This window comes from Pararhizobium capsulatum DSM 1112, assembly GCF_030814475.1.
Classification (GTDB): domain Bacteria; phylum Pseudomonadota; class Alphaproteobacteria; order Rhizobiales; family Rhizobiaceae; genus Pararhizobium; species Pararhizobium capsulatum.
Genome location: NZ_JAUSVF010000001.1, coordinates 3,378,644 through 3,394,504, shown reverse-complemented (window position 1 = coordinate 3,394,504; position 15,861 = coordinate 3,378,644). Strand labels below are relative to the sequence as shown.

14 protein-coding genes are annotated in these 15,861 nt (G+C 59.1%); 10 read left to right on the top strand and 4 right to left on the bottom strand.

Annotation, left to right across the window (positions count from 1 at the left end; genetic code table 11):
- The first annotated feature begins 54 nt into the window (after positions 1-54).
- The gene (gene recQ, locus QO002_RS16400; protein ID WP_307231548.1) at positions 55-1,920 is read left to right on the top strand and encodes a DNA helicase RecQ; all 1,866 of its coding nucleotides are present in this window, start codon (positions 55-57) and stop codon (positions 1,918-1,920) included.
- Positions 1,921-2,020: 100 nt separating this feature from the next.
- Positions 2,021-2,653 (top strand): LysE family translocator, encoded by a 633-nt coding sequence (locus tag QO002_RS16395; RefSeq protein ID WP_307231546.1) that lies wholly within the window; start codon positions 2,021-2,023, stop codon positions 2,651-2,653.
- A gap of 2 nt (positions 2,654-2,655) precedes the next feature.
- On the opposite strand, the gene QO002_RS16390 is transcribed toward QO002_RS16395, so the two are convergent.
- On the bottom strand, positions 2,656-3,426 hold the full coding sequence (locus tag QO002_RS16390; RefSeq protein WP_307231544.1) for an SDR family oxidoreductase: 771 nt from the start codon (positions 3,424-3,426) through the stop codon (positions 2,656-2,658).
- A 117-nt stretch (positions 3,427-3,543) separates the two neighbouring features.
- Between QO002_RS16390 and QO002_RS16385 the strand changes: the two genes are divergently transcribed.
- Positions 3,544-4,734: a glycine C-acetyltransferase gene (locus QO002_RS16385; protein WP_307231542.1), complete on the top strand. Its 1,191-nt coding sequence runs from the start codon at positions 3,544-3,546 to the stop codon at positions 4,732-4,734.
- 74 nt (positions 4,735-4,808) lie between these two features.
- On the opposite strand, the gene QO002_RS16380 is transcribed toward QO002_RS16385, so the two are convergent.
- On the bottom strand, positions 4,809-5,138 hold the full coding sequence (locus QO002_RS16380) for a hypothetical protein (RefSeq protein ID WP_307231540.1): 330 nt from the start codon (positions 5,136-5,138) through the stop codon (positions 4,809-4,811).
- 282 nt (positions 5,139-5,420) lie between these two features.
- A complete protein-coding gene (locus QO002_RS16375; protein WP_307231538.1) occupies positions 5,421-5,810 on the bottom strand; it encodes a DUF1236 domain-containing protein in 390 nt (129 codons plus the stop codon).
- A gap of 190 nt (positions 5,811-6,000) precedes the next feature.
- Between QO002_RS16375 and tdh the strand changes: the two genes are divergently transcribed.
- From tdh to QO002_RS16350, 5 genes are all read left to right on the top strand, one after another.
- Positions 6,001-7,041, top strand: coding sequence for an L-threonine 3-dehydrogenase (tdh, locus tag QO002_RS16370; RefSeq protein ID WP_307231536.1), 1,041 nt, complete (start codon positions 6,001-6,003; stop codon positions 7,039-7,041).
- 544 nt (positions 7,042-7,585) lie between these two features.
- Positions 7,586-9,634: an RNA polymerase sigma factor RpoD gene (rpoD, locus tag QO002_RS16365; RefSeq protein WP_307231533.1), complete on the top strand. Its 2,049-nt coding sequence runs from the start codon at positions 7,586-7,588 to the stop codon at positions 9,632-9,634.
- A gap of 234 nt (positions 9,635-9,868) precedes the next feature.
- Positions 9,869-11,266, top strand: a complete 1,398-nt coding sequence (gene eglC, locus QO002_RS16360; protein WP_307231531.1) for an endo-1,3-1,4-beta-glycanase EglC — start codon at positions 9,869-9,871, stop codon at positions 11,264-11,266.
- A gap of 186 nt (positions 11,267-11,452) precedes the next feature.
- The gene (locus QO002_RS16355; protein ID WP_307231529.1) at positions 11,453-12,199 is read left to right on the top strand and encodes an MBL fold metallo-hydrolase; all 747 of its coding nucleotides are present in this window, start codon (positions 11,453-11,455) and stop codon (positions 12,197-12,199) included.
- 142 nt (positions 12,200-12,341) lie between these two features.
- A complete protein-coding gene (locus QO002_RS16350; RefSeq protein WP_307231527.1) occupies positions 12,342-13,367 on the top strand; it encodes a DUF930 domain-containing protein in 1,026 nt (341 codons plus the stop codon).
- A gap of 89 nt (positions 13,368-13,456) precedes the next feature.
- Here the strand turns inward: QO002_RS16350 and QO002_RS16345 are convergent, their stop codons facing one another.
- Positions 13,457-14,563 carry a branched-chain amino acid ABC transporter substrate-binding protein gene (locus QO002_RS16345; protein ID WP_307231525.1) on the bottom strand — a complete coding sequence of 369 codons (1,107 nt, stop codon included), beginning with the start codon at positions 14,561-14,563 and terminating at the stop codon, positions 13,457-13,459.
- 323 nt (positions 14,564-14,886) lie between these two features.
- Between QO002_RS16345 and QO002_RS16340 the strand changes: the two genes are divergently transcribed.
- Positions 14,887-15,240, top strand: coding sequence for a DUF1428 domain-containing protein (locus QO002_RS16340; protein ID WP_307231523.1), 354 nt, complete (start codon positions 14,887-14,889; stop codon positions 15,238-15,240).
- A gap of 27 nt (positions 15,241-15,267) precedes the next feature.
- A complete protein-coding gene (locus QO002_RS16335) occupies positions 15,268-15,690 on the top strand; it encodes a secondary thiamine-phosphate synthase enzyme YjbQ (protein ID WP_307231521.1) in 423 nt (140 codons plus the stop codon).
- Positions 15,691-15,861: the final 171 nt, after the last annotated feature.

Genomic DNA, 15,861 nt, shown 5'->3' with positions numbered 1-15,861 from the left:
ATGGCTGTCGTGTCATGATCCGTGCCATAGTCCGCTCTCCAAGAAAGCGATTCCATGCCGCAGACAAAAGACCGTATCGATCCCCTGTTTGACCGTGAAGGTGCCCGAAACCCGCTCGATGTCTTGAAGACCGTCTATGGCTACTCGGCCTTTCGCGGCAAGCAGGCCGGCGTGGTCGAGCATGTGACGGCAGGTGGCGATGCGGTCGTGCTGTTTCCCACGGGGGCCGGCAAGTCGCTGTGTTTCCAGATCCCGGCTTTGTGCCGCAACGGCGTCGGCATTGTCGTCTCGCCGCTGATCGCCTTGATGCGCGATCAGGTGGAGGCGTTGAAGCAGGTTGGCGTCAGCGCGGCGGCACTGAATTCTTCGCTCACGCGCGACGAGGCCTTTGCTGTTCGTGATGCCTTGCGTGCCGGCAAGCTCGATCTCCTTTATGTCACGCCCGAACGTATCCTGACGCCATCCTTCCGCGACCTGATCAACGGGGCGAAGATCGCGCTGTTCGCGATCGATGAGGCTCACTGTGTCTCGCAATGGGGCCATGATTTCCGGCCGGAATATCGCGAACTCGGCCAGCTCGGCGAGCATTTTCCGGGCGTGCCGCGCATTGCGCTGACGGCGACGGCCGATCCGCATACGCGCGAAGATATCATCGAGCGGCTCGGCCTGCAGCGAGCAGAGGTTTTCTCGACCAGCTTCGATCGGCCGAATATCGCCTATGAAATCGTCGAGCGGGACCAGCCGCGCCAGCAGCTTCTGCGCTTTCTATCTCGCCACGAGGGTTCGAGCGGCATCGTCTATTGCCTTTCGCGCGCCAAGGTCGAGGACACGGCGGAATGGCTGAACACGCAGGGCATCCGAGCCCTTCCGTACCACGCCGGCATGGACCGCGCTGTGCGTGACGCCAATCAGGATGCGTTCCTCAAGGAGGAAAACCTGTGCCTTGTCGCGACCGTCGCTTTCGGCATGGGCATCGACAAGCCGGACGTGCGCTATGTCGCCCATCTCGATCTGCCGGGCTCGGTGGAAGCCTACTATCAGGAAACCGGCCGCGCCGGTCGTGACGGCCAACCGTCCGACGTCTGGATGGCCTATGGCATGGCCGACGTCATCCAGCGCCGCCGGATGATCGACGAAGGTTCTGCGGCAGATGAAATCAAGCGCGTCGAGCGCGCCAAGCTCAATGCGTTGCTTGCGATCTGCGAGACTGCTTCCTGCCGCAGACAGGCAATCCTGGGACATTTCGGAGAAGCGCATCCGGGGCGCTGCGAGAGCTGCGATACCTGCCTGAAGCCGGTCGAGACCTGGGATGGCACGGATGCGGCGATCAAGGCGCTTGCCGCCGTCTACCGCACGGGCGAACGCTTCGGTACCGGTCATGTGATCGACGTGTTGATGGGCGTTAGCAACGAAAAGACCGAGCGCTTCGGCCATGTCGATATGCCTGTCTTCGGCGCCGGCAAGGATATAGCGGCCAAGACCTGGCAATCGGTGTTCCGCCAGCTTCTCGCCGGCGGTCTCGTCAGCGTCGATCATTCCGCCTTCGGCGCCATCAAGCTGGAGCCCGAAAGCCGCGCGGTATTCAAGCGTGAACGGGAGGTGCGCTTCCGCAAGGACCGGCCGACATCGGGGAAATCCCAGCGCAACGGCAAATCGGGAGCGGCGGCTGCGGCCCGAAGCGAACTGTCGGACCGCGACGGCGAACTTTTCCAGGCGCTGAGGGCCGTGCGCGCGACGCTTGCCAAGGAGCTGAACGTGCCGCCCTATGTGATCTTTCCGGATACGACGCTGGTTGCCCTTTCCAAGGAGCGGCCTTCGGATGCCAACGCGCTTCTCGACATCTCGGGCATCGGCCAGTCCAAGCGCGAACGTTACGGCGATATCTTCCTGAAGGCGATCCGCGACCACGAGCGTGGCTGAAACGGCCGCGCGTTCTTGGGCAGGATTCCTTTTTCGGCTATCAATGAGTATTGCGCCGGTTACATAACGGCTGGGCGGTCTTCCAAAACCAGAGGCTTACATGTCGTCGTTCGAACTATTCGTCACTTTCCTGATCACGACCGCGATCTTTGCCTATATTCCCGGCCCCTCCATGCTCTACGCCGCCGCGCAGACGATGGCGCGGGGCCGCTGGGCCGGCTTGATGGCAACGCTCGGTATCCATATCGGCTGCTATGTGCATGTGATTGCCGCTGCGGCCGGTCTTTCCATTCTGTTTCATGCAGTGCCGGCACTCTATATGGCCGTCAAGCTGATGGGCGCCGCCTATCTGGTCTGGCTCGGCCTTTCGCTGATGCGTGCCAAGGCGAGCGGGGGAACCGGTCCGGTCGGGTTTATCCCCAAATCCGCACGTCGCGCCTTTCTGGAAAGCGTCACGGTCGAGGTGCTCAATCCGAAGACTGCGCTCTTCTTCCTCGCCTTTCTGCCGCAGTTCGTCGATGCAGCCGCTGCCCAGCCGGTTTGGCTGCAGTTTCTGGTGCTCGGCACGATCGTCAACTGCGTGTTCTCGTCCGCCGATATCATCTGCGTCATGTTGGCAGGCGCTATCATGAAGAGACTACAGCAGTCGAGCACAGCGCAACGTCTGCTGCAACGCGCCGGTGGCGCCGTACTCGTCGGCCTTGGCGCCCATCTCGCTTTGCAGAAAAGCTGAGCTTACATCCTGACGGTCATTCCACCGTCGACGGTCAGCACATGGCCGTTGACGAAGGAGGCCGAGGGGCTGGCGAGAAACAGCGCCGCACCGGCGATTTCGTCCGGCCGCGCCCATCGCTGAACGGGGATGCGCTGGCGAACGAACGGCATCAGCTCCTCGTTTTCCGCCATGACAGCATTGGTCTCGGTCGCGAACCAGCCCGGCGCAATGGCATTGCTGGTGATGCCGAAGGGGCCGAATTCGATCGCCATGGAACGCATCAGACCGGTCAGTCCCTGTTTGGCGACGGGATAGATGCCGTCGCCCGGCATCGCCACCTGGCCGTTGATCGAGGTAATCGAGATCAGTCGCCCGTATTGCCTCTTCTTCATCAAGGTCGCCGCATCCCGTGACAAGGTGATCGCGGCAACCAGATCTGTGCGGATCAGGTCGAGCACGGCGTCATCCTCGAAATCGGCAAGTGGTCGCCTGTCCCGGGCGCCGACATTGTTGACGAGGATGTCCAGCCGGCCGTGTTTTTTTTCGATATCTGCGAGGGTAGTCCGCTGGGCGTCGCTGTCTGCGATATCGAATGCGGCGGCTCGCGCACTGCCGCCAGCATTTGCGATGGTCATGACGGCGGTGTCGAGTGTCTCTATCGTTCGACCGGTGATCACGACATGTGCGCCGGCCTCGGCAAGTGCCCGCGCGATCTCGAAACCGAGGCCCCGTCCGCCGCCGGTGACAAGCGCCACCTGACCCTTCAGGGAAAATCTCTCGAAGATGTTCATCGTCTTCCTTCTGGCCGCCGCGGCGCCATGATCTGACGTTTGCGCCGATGCGAGGCGAGGTTGGCTGTGTTATGTCTGTCATCGTCGAATACAGTATTGGAACCCCGGATCGCAATCATGACATCAGCCTTTATCGACCACCTCATCCGCGAAATCGACGAACTTAAATCGGCTGGGCTTTACAAGTCCGAGCGTGTCATCACGTCCAAGCAGAGCGGTGAGATCGAAGTCGCATCTGGCCAGAAAGTGCTGAATTTCTGCGCCAACAACTACCTCGGTCTCGCCGACAACGCCGAGCTGGCAGACGCCGCCAAGCAGGCGCTTGATCGGTACGGCTATGGCATGGCCTCCGTGCGTTTCATCTGCGGAACCCAGGAAGAGCACAAGCAGCTCGAAGCCCGCATCTCTTCCTTCCTCGGCATGGAAGACACGATCCTCTATTCCTCCTGCTTCGATGCCAATGGCGGGCTCTTTGAGACGCTGCTCGGAGAAGAGGATGCGATCATTTCCGACGCCCTCAACCATGCCTCGATCATTGACGGCGTGCGTCTCTCCAAGGCAAAGCGCTTCCGTTATGCCAACAACGACATGACCGCTCTGGAAGAGGAGCTGAAGAAGGCCGAAGGCAGCCGGTTCAAGCTGATTGCGACCGACGGCGTGTTTTCCATGGATGGCATTATCGCCAATCTCGGCGGCGTCTGCGATCTCGCTGAGAAATACGGCGCGATGGTCATGGTCGATGATAGTCACGCCGTGGGCTTCGTCGGTCAGAACGGTCGTGGCTCGGCGGAATATTGTGGCGTCGAGGGCCGCGTGGACATCATTACCGGAACACTCGGCAAGGCGTTGGGTGGCGCATCCGGAGGCTATACATCCGGTAAGGGTGAGGTGGTCGAGTGGCTGCGCCAGCGTTCGCGTCCTTATCTCTTCTCCAACACGCTGGCGCCGGTCATCGCGGCGGCTTCCCTCAAGGTGTTTGATCTTATCGACAATGGTGGTGCTTTGCGGGCACGACTTGAGGCGAACTCCGTTCTTTTTCGCAGCGAGATGTCGAAGCTCGGCTTTACGCTGGCGGGCGAGGGGCATCCGATCATCCCGGTCATGCTGGGGGATGCCGCACTCGCCCAGGAAATGGCGGCGCGCATGCTGGAAAAGGGCGTCTATGTGATCGGCTTCTCTTTCCCCGTCGTGCCCAAGGGGCAGGCCCGTATCCGCACGCAGATGTCGGCCGCACATAGCAAGGCGGATGTCCGGCAGGCAATTGCCGTCTTCGAGGATGTCGGACGTTCGCTGGGCGTGATCCGATGAAATCCCTGGCATGAAATGAAAGCGGCTCTGCCATCTCTGGCAGAGCCGCTCGTCTGGCCGAATAGCTTGAGGGCTTATTCGGTGATGGTGTATTCGCCCAATTCGCAAAGGTCCTGCGTGTCGGTCGTGGTCGTCAGCTCGTCGCCCTGGAATTCGAAACGCATGTCATATTTGCAGACGTCGCGGCCATCGGCGATGGTAATTTCCATGCTTTCGTCTGGGCCGAGAGCCTGGCGGCCGAAGATATCGTCTTCCCACTGCTCGACGCCGACCGGCGAAGCGTAGAAATTGTTGAGAACGGAACCGGTGCCGTTCTTCAGCGTGAAGACCAGGTCTTCCGCATGAGATACAGAGGCTGCGAGAAATGCAGCGGCGGCAAACGTGGCAAATTTGAACTTGTTCATATCGTCTTCCCTTAACCCTCGAATAAGGCCTAGTCCTTTGAAATTCGCAGGTTTTTTATGCAGGGATCGGATGAATGGCCGATGAATGCGGGCTGTCTCAAATAGTCGGAAATGAAACAGGATTAATAGAAAAAATATTATATTTTTCAATATGTTAGTTTGTTTTATACTTGTTGGGGGACCAAAGACACGCCAAACGCGCCCAATAATGTTCCGTTTTTCATCGTGCGCATGCAAAGTCCGCTGCAACGACGCTGCAGCGGACTGATCTGGGCGATACCGTCAGTTGAGGACCTGAACGACCGTGTGGGTGTTCGGATCGACGATGACGCGCTGGTTGTTGACAACCGCATAGGCGTAGCGCTGGTCTTCCGGCACGGGAACGAGCACGACGTCGCGCGGAATGGGCTTGCCGATCACGACAGGCTGTTGCACGACGATGGACTGCTGGACCGGCTGCTGCTGGACATAGGTTATCACCCTGGCCGGAGGCGGATCGATCGTGGCGGCTGCGACCGCCCCAATAACACCGCCGACGCCGGCGCCAATCGGGCCGCCGACGATAGCGCCGGTTGCGGCGCCGCCGACCATGCCAGTGACCGTGGCTTCCTGCGCGACGGCAGTGGTTGCAAGGGCTGCAAAGGCAGCAGCGGCAATGAGGGTCTTTTTCATCACGTTCTCCTTTAGATTCGATGGCCGGAAAACGTGCGGGTTGAAGTTTCGTTCCGTTTTAATTCGCCCCACGCTGCTTGACCCCAGCTTTCCAGCGTCATGAGACGGCGGATGCAGCCATTGTGAAAGCCCTCGGGAAGTTGCTAGGTTGGCGAGCCGAGGCAGGAATCTGCTTTATGAGGAGCGCGCGATGACCAACATGATGAAGGCTCTTGTGAAGGCAAAGGCGGAGGTAGGCCTCTGGATGGAGCATGTGCCCGTTCCTGAGCCAGGCCCGAACGATGTCCTGATCCGAGTCCGCAAATCGGCGATCTGTGGCACCGACGTGCACATCTGGAACTGGGATCAATGGGCGCAGAAGACCATTCCCGTGCCGATGGTCGTCGGCCATGAATTCTGTGGTGAGATCGCGCAGATCGGTTCTTCTGTTACGAAGTATCATGTCGGCGAGAGAGTTTCGGGCGAGGGGCATATCGTCTGCGGCAAATGTCGCAACTGCCGGGCGGGCCGGGGCCACCTCTGCCGTAACACGCTTGGCGTCGGCGTACACCGGCCCGGCTCCTTCGGCGAGTTCGTCTGCATTCCAGAATACAATGTCGTTCCGATCCCCGACGACGTGCCGGACGAGATCGCTGCGATCTTCGATCCCTTCGGCAATGCCGTACACACGGCGCTTTCCTTCGATCTGGTAGGCGAGGATGTGCTCGTCACCGGCGCCGGACCGATCGGTATCATGGGCGCCATGGTTGCCAAGCGCTCCGGCGCCCGCAAGGTCGTGATTACCGACATCAATCCGATCCGGCTGGATCTCGCCTGCAAGGTCGGTATCGACTATGTCGTCGATGCCTCCAAGGAGAACCTTGCCGATGTCATGAAGAGCATTGGCATGACGGAGGGGTTCGATGTGGGGCTTGAGATGTCGGGAGCGGCACCTGCCTTCCGCGACATGATCGACAAGATGAACAATGGCGGCAAGATCGCCATTCTCGGCATCGCTCCCACCGGCTTCGAGATCGACTGGAACAAGGTCATCTTCAAGATGCTGAACCTCAAGGGCATCTATGGTCGTGAGATGTTCGAGACCTGGTACAAGATGATCGCCTTCGTGCAGGGCGGGCTCGATCTCACACCGGTCATTACCCACCGTATCGGCATTGATGATTTCCGTGAAGGGTTCGAGGCGATGCGCTCGGGCAATTCCGGCAAGGTCGTCATGGACTGGGGCGTTTAGGCCGCATAGGCTGCGCTGGACCTGCAGATTGTACCCGGTATCTTGGCGATCGGCTGTGTTGATTCCACGCTTTTTTCAGCGAAAACTGATTCTCGGCGGGTTGTGGACCGTAACAGACCGAATCGAAAGTTGAGCTAAACGATGCTTTCTGCTGCGCTGCACCCCTTGTCTTTTAGGCGCGCATGCCTACATCTGCCACAGGAAGCCGGAATGCGGTCTTTAGGGCTCTATTCAGCGTTTTTTACCGAATTGAACGGTTTTTTTACCGGAATCGCTTGACGGAGCGGAATTTTCTGGGAATCACCATTCTGGCGCAGAAGGTGAAAATGGGTACGGCGGATACGACAATCATGCAAGTGGTCTTTCAATGGGCTTGCTGTCGCAGCCGGCCACACCATCCACGGTGACTGTCGTGGTTAATCAGGAATTAAACATCATCCCGTTACGTCAGGGGTAATGATTCGCGGCGGGAGCTGGTGCAGCCCCCGAACCGGAAGGGTTCACACCGCATACACGAATGCTTGTCCAGGGAAAGCGACGAAGAATGGCAACCAAAGTCAAAGAGAACGAAGAAGCAGAAGCTGAACGCGAAGGCGCTCCCGATGGCCCGCTTCTCGATCTCTCGGATGACGCGGTCAAGAAGATGATCAAAGCCGCCAAGAAGCGCGGCTACGTCACCATGGACGAACTCAACTCTGTTCTGCCGTCCGAGGAAGTGACCTCCGAGCAGATCGAGGACACGATGGCGATGCTGTCCGATATGGGCATCAACGTCGTCGAGGACGAGGAAGCCGACGAAGCCGCCGGTGGCGACGACGACGACAGCAGCGACGATAACGAGAGCGAAGGCGGCGAAATCGCGCCTTCGAGCGGCACCGCGCTTGCAACCGCGAAGAAGAAAGAGCCAACCGATCGTACCGACGATCCGGTTCGCATGTACCTGCGCGAAATGGGCTCGGTCGAGCTCCTGTCGCGCGAGGGCGAAATCGCGATCGCAAAGCGGATCGAAGCCGGCCGCGAAACCATGATCGCGGGTCTCTGTGAAAGCCCGTTGACGTTCCAGGCCATCATTATCTGGCGTGACGAACTCAACGAAGGCCAGACGCTGCTGCGCGAGATCATCGATCTCGAAACCACCTATTCCGGTCCCGAGGCCAAGGCTGCACCGCAGTTCCAGTCGCCGGAGAAGATCGAGGCAGACCGCAAGGCTGCCGAAGAAAAGGAAAAGACCCGCCGGGTCCGCAGCTCCGAAGACGACATCACCAATGTCGGTGGTGAAGGCCTTCCGCCAGAAGAAGAGGAAGAGGACGACGACGAGTCGAACCTTTCGCTTGCTGCGATGGAAGCGGAACTGCGCCCGCAGGTCATGGAAACGCTCGACACGATCGCCGACACCTACAAGAAGCTGCGCAAGCTGCAGGACCAGCAGGTGGAAGCCCGCCTGCAGGCAACCGGTACGCTGTCGCCAGCCCAGGAGCGCCGTTACAAGGAGCTCAAGGATGAGCTGATAACGGCCGTCAAGTCGCTGTCGCTCAACCAGAACCGTGTCGACAGCCTCGTCGAGCAGCTCTACGACATCTCCAAGCGCCTCATGCAGAACGAAGGCCGTCTCTTGCGCCTCGCTGAAAGCTACGGCGTCAAGCGAGACTCGTTCCTTGAGCAGTATTCCGGTGCCGAACTCGATCCGAACTGGATGAAGTCGATCTCGAACCTTGCGGCCAAGGGCTGGAAGGAATTCGCCAAGAGCGAGAACACGATGATCCGTACCATCCGTGCGGAAATCCAGAACCTTGCGACCGAAACCGGCATCTCGATCGCCGAATTCCGCCGTATTGTTTCTATGGTCCAGAAGGGCGAGCGCGAAGCGCGCATCGCCAAGAAGGAAATGGTCGAAGCGAACCTGCGTCTCGTGATCTCGATCGCCAAGAAGTACACGAACCGCGGCTTGCAGTTCCTGGACCTCATCCAGGAAGGCAATATCGGCCTGATGAAGGCCGTCGACAAGTTCGAGTACCGTCGTGGCTACAAGTTCTCGACCTACGCGACCTGGTGGATCAGGCAGGCAATCACTCGCTCGATCGCCGACCAGGCCCGCACGATCCGTATTCCGGTGCACATGATCGAGACGATCAACAAGATCGTCCGTACCTCGCGCCAGATGCTGCATGAGATCGGCCGCGAGCCCACGCCGGAAGAGCTGGCGGAAAAGCTGGCGATGCCGCTCGAAAAGGTCCGTAAGGTCCTGAAGATAGCCAAGGAGCCAATCTCGCTCGAAACCCCCGTGGGTGACGAGGAGGATTCGCATCTCGGTGACTTCATCGAGGACAAGAATGCGCTTCTGCCGATCGACGCGGCTATCCAGGCGAACCTGCGCGAAACGACGACCCGCGTTCTCGCATCGCTCACCCCGCGCGAAGAGCGCGTGCTGCGCATGCGCTTCGGCATCGGCATGAACACCGACCATACGCTTGAAGAAGTCGGTCAGCAGTTCTCGGTTACCCGCGAACGTATCCGTCAGATCGAAGCGAAGGCGCTGCGCAAGCTGAAGCACCCGAGCCGCTCCAGGAAGCTGCGCTCGTTCCTCGATAGCTGATCTGGGTCGATACCAGAACCTTTTGAAAGGCCGGGCCTGTTGTCCGGCCTTTTTGCTGCGAGGGCCTTTGCTTTCCAAAAGCGGCAGCCTCCCTGAAGGAACAGCTAGGCTCTGCTCCATCTCGAAATAAAAACTTGTTAGTCCATGTTTGTTGCACTGCAGCACTTGGTTCTGCAACTTCTCGATGATAACCTTGTCGGTGCTGGGGCCTTTTGCGTGCAATGGAGCAGCCCGATGAGTAAAAGCGTTATCAATGCCATAGGCAAAGTCCTCTACTACAGTGCGGATTCCACGGCCTGGTTTTCCGCAGTCGGCTCGGGCCCAATCCTGAATGGATCGATTGGAAACGACTCGATGTGGGGCAGCGCCAATGTCCAGGTGACGATGAGCGGTGGGACGGGCGACGACATTTACTACCTTTATTCCGCGAAAAACGCCGCGGATGAGGCGGTGGGCCAGGGCATCGATACGATCTCGACCTGGATGAGCTATACGCTCCCCACCAATTTCGAGAACCTGCAGGTGTCCGGCGACGGGCGACACGCCTTCGGCAACGCCGCCGACAATATAATTTCCGGCGGCTCGGGTGCGCAGACACTCTATGGTGGACGTGGCAATGACGTGCTGTTCGGGGGCGCCGGCGCGGACATTTTTCTGATGGAGCGTGGATCGGGAAGCGACCGGATCGGTGATTTCGGGGCTGAGGATACCTTGCGCCTGAAAGGTTACGGTCTGACCTCCTTCAAGGACGTGCTCGCCCGGCTGACACAGAAGGGAAATGATCTGAGCCTCGATCTCGGCAATGGCGAAAAGCTCGTTCTGGCAGGCGTCCAGGCGCAAGATTTGAAGGCGGAACAGTTCGATCTCTCGATCGATAAATCCGAGATGACGCGGAGTTTCTTCGATAATTTCTCGACGCTCTGGCTCCACAGCGGCAAGACTGGTATTTGGGACGCGAAATTTCCCTGGGCACCGGAGAGTGGCGGCACGCTTCATACCAACGGCGAATTGCAATGGTACGTCAATCCCGCCTATGAGCCGACCCGATCGCTCAATCCGTTTTCCGTGCAGAACGGAATCCTGACGATCAGCGCTGAACGGACCCCGCAGGGTATGGAGCAGGAAGTCGGGGGGCGCACCTATACCTCCGGCATGCTGACGACCCATTCCTCATTCGCGCAAACCTATGGCTACTTCGAGATAAGGGCAGACATGCCAAATGATCGCGGCGCGTGGCCGGCGTTCTGGCTCCTGCCGGAAGACGGCAAATGGCCGCCCGAACTCGATGTTGTCGAAATGCGCGGACAGGAGCCGCAGACGATCCATACGACCGTCCATTCGATGGAAACGGGGTCCCGCACAACGAAGGAAACCGCCACTCAGGTGCCGACTACGGACGGGTTTCACAACTACGGCCTGCTATGGACCGAAGACGAACTGGTCTGGTATTTCGATGACGTGGAGATCGCCCGGGAGAGGACACCCTCCGACATGCACGGTCCTATGTATATGGTCCTCAACCTGGCCGTGGGCGGTACGGCGGGAACACCTTCCAGCGACTTTGATGATGGTGCGCAGATGAAGGTCGACTATGTTCGCGCCTACTCACTGGATGCGGAGTGGACAATGTGATCTTGCCTTTTCGTGTGTCGCGACGAGTGTCGCGACTATCGCAAAACGGCCGCATACTTTTACGCGGCATGTTTTAGCCGGTGCGCAGCCAGGCGGTGTCGCTCCGGCACGAGATTTCGCCCTTGTTTTAAGGCCTGTGCTCAATCATTTTGCGCACAGGCTTTCTACTGCCAGAGGATATACCGCGTGAAGCTACAGCTCATCCGAAACGCCACCCTGAAGCTCGACTATGCCGGCCATGTCGTGCTGATTGATCCCTATTTCGCGTCAAAACATTCACTGCCGTCCTTCACAGGGCGCTCGCCCAATCCGATGACCGAACTTCCCGTCGCGATCGAAGATATTCTGGATGGCGTGGAGCTGGTCGTCATTTCCCATCTCCACACGGATCACTTCGACGATGTGGCCAAGGAGCGCTTGCCCAAGGATCTGCCGATTTTCTGCCAGCCCGGTGACGAGGAAGCGATCCGCAGTTCGGGTTTCACCGATGTCACACGGTTGACGGAGCGCGCTACCTGGAAGGGGCTGACCCTGACGCGTAGGGACGGCAGCCACGGACTTGGCCCGGTGGTCGAGCTGATGGGATCCGTCATGGGCTTTACCCTGGAGGGGCAGGGCGAACCGACAGTCTATTGGGCCGGTGACACCGTTCTCTATCCCCCCGTGGAGAAGACGATCCGCGAGACCGCCCCTGACGTGATCGTCACCCATTCCTGTGGTGCCAAGTGGGATGGCGACCTGATCGTCATGGATGCGGCCGAGACGGTGAGCGTTTGCAAACTTGCTGAAGCTGCAACGGTTGTCGCCGTCCATATGGAAGCGCTGGACCATGCCACGGTTGCTCGAGAGGATCTGCGAAAGGTGGCAGATGCCAACGGTATCGACGCATCTCAGTTGCGGATTCCCGCCGATGGGGATGTCCTCACGCTTTAGAGCCTTTCCGGGTTAGATTGCAGCACCTCAGTTCTTCAAAAGCGCGTAGTGCTATTGATATTTCGGACCTGCCGGCCAAACTGATGGGGATGGTTTTCGTTTTGACCCGCCGATTTTTTGCACGGCGGGTGTGAAGGTATTGATGCAGCAGCAAATAAAACGGCGTTGGAAAGAGATTGGCTGGGGCACGATTGTCTCGGTCGCGCTTCATATTGCCGTCGGTCTCGTGCTGCTCTTCCAGCTGCCGATGCCCGACTTCACGCCGCCGGCGGAAGAGACCATCAGCGTCGAGATTGTGCCGCCACCACCGGAAAAGGCCGCAGAGCCGACACCGGAGGAGAAAAAGGCCGAAGAACAACCGCCTCCGCCACCTCAGGAGCAGCAGGCACAGGAGCAGCCTGCCGCCGAGCAGCCCCCGGCGGAAGTTCCGATCCCCGTGCTGCGCCCGGTCTATGAATTCGCGGACAAAGACACCGGCGCCAAGCGCGCGGATGAAGGCAACTCGTCCGAAGACCAACCCCTGCCGCAGCCGGAGAAGACGGTAGAGGAGGAAGCGAAACCACCGGAGCCTGAAAAGACGGCACAAGAGGAGGTAAAGCCCCCCGAGCCTGAAAAGACAGCACAGGAGGAGGCAAAGTCCCCCGAGCCCGAAAAGGCGGCAGAGGCTGAAAAGAAGCCCGAAATCGAAGCGCTGACAGCCATGGCGGATGCGGTGCCTTCCGAAAAGGCCTACCCTCTGCCCGGTGTTGTCGAGGCGGATTCGAAGGCTCCGGCCGAAGCGGAAAAGCCGGAGGAAATCGACAAGGAGATTCCGGAAGTCAAAAAGCTGTTTTCGAAGGACGTCAGCGACGACCCGATTGCGCGCACTGCCATGGGCAACCTGTCGCGCAGCGAGCGCATCGCCCGTCTCTGCAGCAGTGAGCTTTATGCCCAGTTGCAGAACGGTTCGCCAGCCTACAAGGCTGAGCTTGTTCCTTCCTACGATCTGCCGAAGGGAAATATTCTCAAGGTGCAGCGCGCCGCATTTCGCGCCAGGAACCGCTGGTACGATCTCTCCTTCCGCTGCGAAGTGGATGCGGAAGGGACCCGTATTTACTCTTTTGGGTTCGATGTCGGTGCCGAAGTTCCGAAAAGCCAGTGGCGGAGCAGGGGCTTTCCATCTTCTTGATGCCCTTTCTCTCGCCGGGGAGAAGAGAATTCCAATAAAAAACGCCGGAAGTTTCCTTCCGGCGTTTATCATTTCGGATCGTTGCGGGCTTATTCCGCAGCGACGATCTTGCCATTTTCCCACTTGAACAGCGAGAAGCTCGGTGAGGTGAGATCGCCGGTTTCGCCGTAGGTCAGCTTGCCGATGGCGGTTGCGATCGGTTCGCCGGTCTTTAGTACGGTCGTGACGGCTGCGGCATCTTCGGCGCTACCAGCCTTTTCGATGCCGGCCTTCAGCACTTCGACAGCAGCATAGGCGTTGAGCGTGAAGGCTTCCGGCGGGATGCCGGCTGCTTCGAGAACCTTGACCGCGGCGGCGGAGTCCGGGTTCTTCAGCGCATCCGATGCGTTGGTGAAGATGGTTCCGGCTGCCGATTCGTTGCCGATTGCCCAGAATTCGGTGTTGGAGAGGCCCTCGCCGCCGATGATGGTGGCGTTGACCTGCAGGTCATGAAGCTGACGTGCCAGCAGACCGCCTTCCGGATGGTAGCCACCGAAATAGATGGCCTCGACACCCTCCGCCTTCAGGCGAGTGATGAGGGCGCTGAAATCCTTGTCGCCGGGAGTGACGGAATCATAAAGCACTTCCGTGATGCCACCGGCATTGATAGCCCCCTTGAAGGCATCGGCCAGGCCTTTGCCATAGGCTCCCTTGTCATGGATAACAGCGACTTTCTTGTCCTTGAAAGTCTTCAGGACGTAAGCGGCAGCAACTTCCGCCTGTTGGTCGTCGCGGCCGCAGGTGCGCAGCACGTTGGTCAGGCCGCGGGCAGTGAGATCTGGCGCCGTTGCGGTCGGGGTCACCATGAGGACGCCGTTTTCGGCAAAAACGTCGGACGCGGGGATCGCGACACCGGATGTAACCGGCCCGACGACGAAATGGATGCCTTCGCCCACAAGTTGGTTTGCGGCGGAAACGCCCTGTTTCGGTTCGCCGGCATCGTCGGCCAGCTTCAGGACGACCTGTTCACCGAGAATGCCGCCATTCTTGTTGATCTCGGCAACGGCCGCTTCTGCTCCGTTTTTGACCTGGGCGCCATAGGCGGCAACCGGACCGGTAAGCGGGGCGACGAGGCCGATGGTGATATCGGCATAGGCAGTCGAGGCAAACAGCAGGGAGGCAGCCAGCGTGGCGCCCGTCAATGTCTTCAGGTTCATGTCTCTCTCCTTGGTGGACTTCAAGAGTCCGACGATCGGCCCGATCCCCTGTGCTGGCGTTGGCCGCTCGCGTTCAGGCAGGATCTAAGTCGTGCGGCGGCGGGTTGCTTGTCGAATATGACCGAAATCTCCGCCGTTGCGACTTTTAGCTATGGCTCCCGCACCGCACGCGCAAGAAAATAACGCATATCGCCTTTTTTGTGAGCATAATTTTGCTCATAAATTGTTCAATTAAAATGATCGAACCGAGAAGCGAGGCGATTTTTCCGCAACGCCGGAACCGTGCTATCGTCTCTGAAGCCTTTCAGGAGGAGGAGGATGTCATGACCTATGTCGATGGTTTTATTCTTGCCGTGCCGAAGGCCAATCTGGATGCCTATCTGACGATGGCCACTGTCGCCGGCAGCGTCTGGAAGGAGTACGGCGCGCTCTCCTACGTCGAATGCGTGGCCGACGATGTGCCTTATGGCGAACTGACGTCCTTCCCGCGTGCGGTGATGGCAACCGACGACGAGGTCGTGATCTTCTCTTTCATCACCTATCCCTCACGCGAACAGCGGGATGCAATCAACGCCAAGGTCATGGCGGATCCACGTCTCGCGCCGGATAAATGGGACATGCCCTTCGACGGCAAGCGCATGATCTATGGCGGTTTCAAGAGCATTCTGGAATTGTAAGGTCTCCCTGCAATTGCCGAGGCCACCATGCCGCAACAGATCATTTCCGTTTCCACCCGCGGCGCCGGGCTTTACGAGTTCACCGAGGAGGCCGCTGCCTTCGTGGAGAAAGCGGGCAGGGGCGAGGGGCTGCTGACGCTCTTCGTGCGCCACACATCCTGTTCCCTGACGATCCAGGAGAACGCCGATCCGGACGTCCAACGCGACCTCCAGTTGTTCTTCCATCGCCTCGTTCCCCCGGCGGATGATCCCTCCATGGGATGGCTCCACCATACGATGGAAGGCCCCGACGATATGCCGGCCCATATCAAGGCAGCGTTGACGCAGGTGTCGATTTGCGTTCCCGTTTTCGCAGGGCGATTGATGCTCGGTACCTGGCAGGGCATCTATCTCTTCGAGCACCGCAGCCGGCCCCACAGGCGGGACATCGTCCTGCATCTGGGGCCTTGAAAGCGGGCAGTATTTTTTCTGGACACGGCGTTTTCCGAAGAGCAGGCTCGGATCTGCATTGCAGTCGATTCTCGTATAATTCATGGAACGAAATCAGTGGTTTGGTGTTTCCCTGAGATCGGCAGGACCGCTCCGGGGGAGTGTTAGTCCAGGCTGCTTCAGGAGACAGAT

Bases quoted from the DNA above. Each gene is read 5' to 3' on its own strand.
- recQ (WP_307231548.1), top strand. From the start codon at position 55: ATGCCGCAGACAAAAGACCGTATCGATCCCCTGTTTGACCGTGAAGGT.
- QO002_RS16395 (WP_307231546.1), top strand. From the start codon at position 2,021: ATGTCGTCGTTCGAACTATTCGTCACTTTCCTGATCACGACCGCGATC.
- QO002_RS16390 (WP_307231544.1), bottom strand. From the start codon at position 3,426: ATGAACATCTTCGAGAGATTTTCCCTGAAGGGTCAGGTGGCGCTTGTC.
- QO002_RS16385 (WP_307231542.1), top strand. From the start codon at position 3,544: ATGACATCAGCCTTTATCGACCACCTCATCCGCGAAATCGACGAACTT.
- QO002_RS16380 (WP_307231540.1), bottom strand. From the start codon at position 5,138: ATGAACAAGTTCAAATTTGCCACGTTTGCCGCCGCTGCATTTCTCGCA.
- QO002_RS16375 (WP_307231538.1), bottom strand. From the start codon at position 5,810: ATGAAAAAGACCCTCATTGCCGCTGCTGCCTTTGCAGCCCTTGCAACC.
- tdh (WP_307231536.1), top strand. From the start codon at position 6,001: ATGACCAACATGATGAAGGCTCTTGTGAAGGCAAAGGCGGAGGTAGGC.
- rpoD (WP_307231533.1), top strand. From the start codon at position 7,586: ATGGCAACCAAAGTCAAAGAGAACGAAGAAGCAGAAGCTGAACGCGAA.
- eglC (WP_307231531.1), top strand. From the start codon at position 9,869: ATGAGTAAAAGCGTTATCAATGCCATAGGCAAAGTCCTCTACTACAGT.
- QO002_RS16350 (WP_307231527.1), top strand. From the start codon at position 12,342: ATGCAGCAGCAAATAAAACGGCGTTGGAAAGAGATTGGCTGGGGCACG.
- QO002_RS16345 (WP_307231525.1), bottom strand. From the start codon at position 14,563: ATGAACCTGAAGACATTGACGGGCGCCACGCTGGCTGCCTCCCTGCTG.
- QO002_RS16340 (WP_307231523.1), top strand. From the start codon at position 14,887: ATGACCTATGTCGATGGTTTTATTCTTGCCGTGCCGAAGGCCAATCTG.
- QO002_RS16335 (WP_307231521.1), top strand. From the start codon at position 15,268: ATGCCGCAACAGATCATTTCCGTTTCCACCCGCGGCGCCGGGCTTTAC.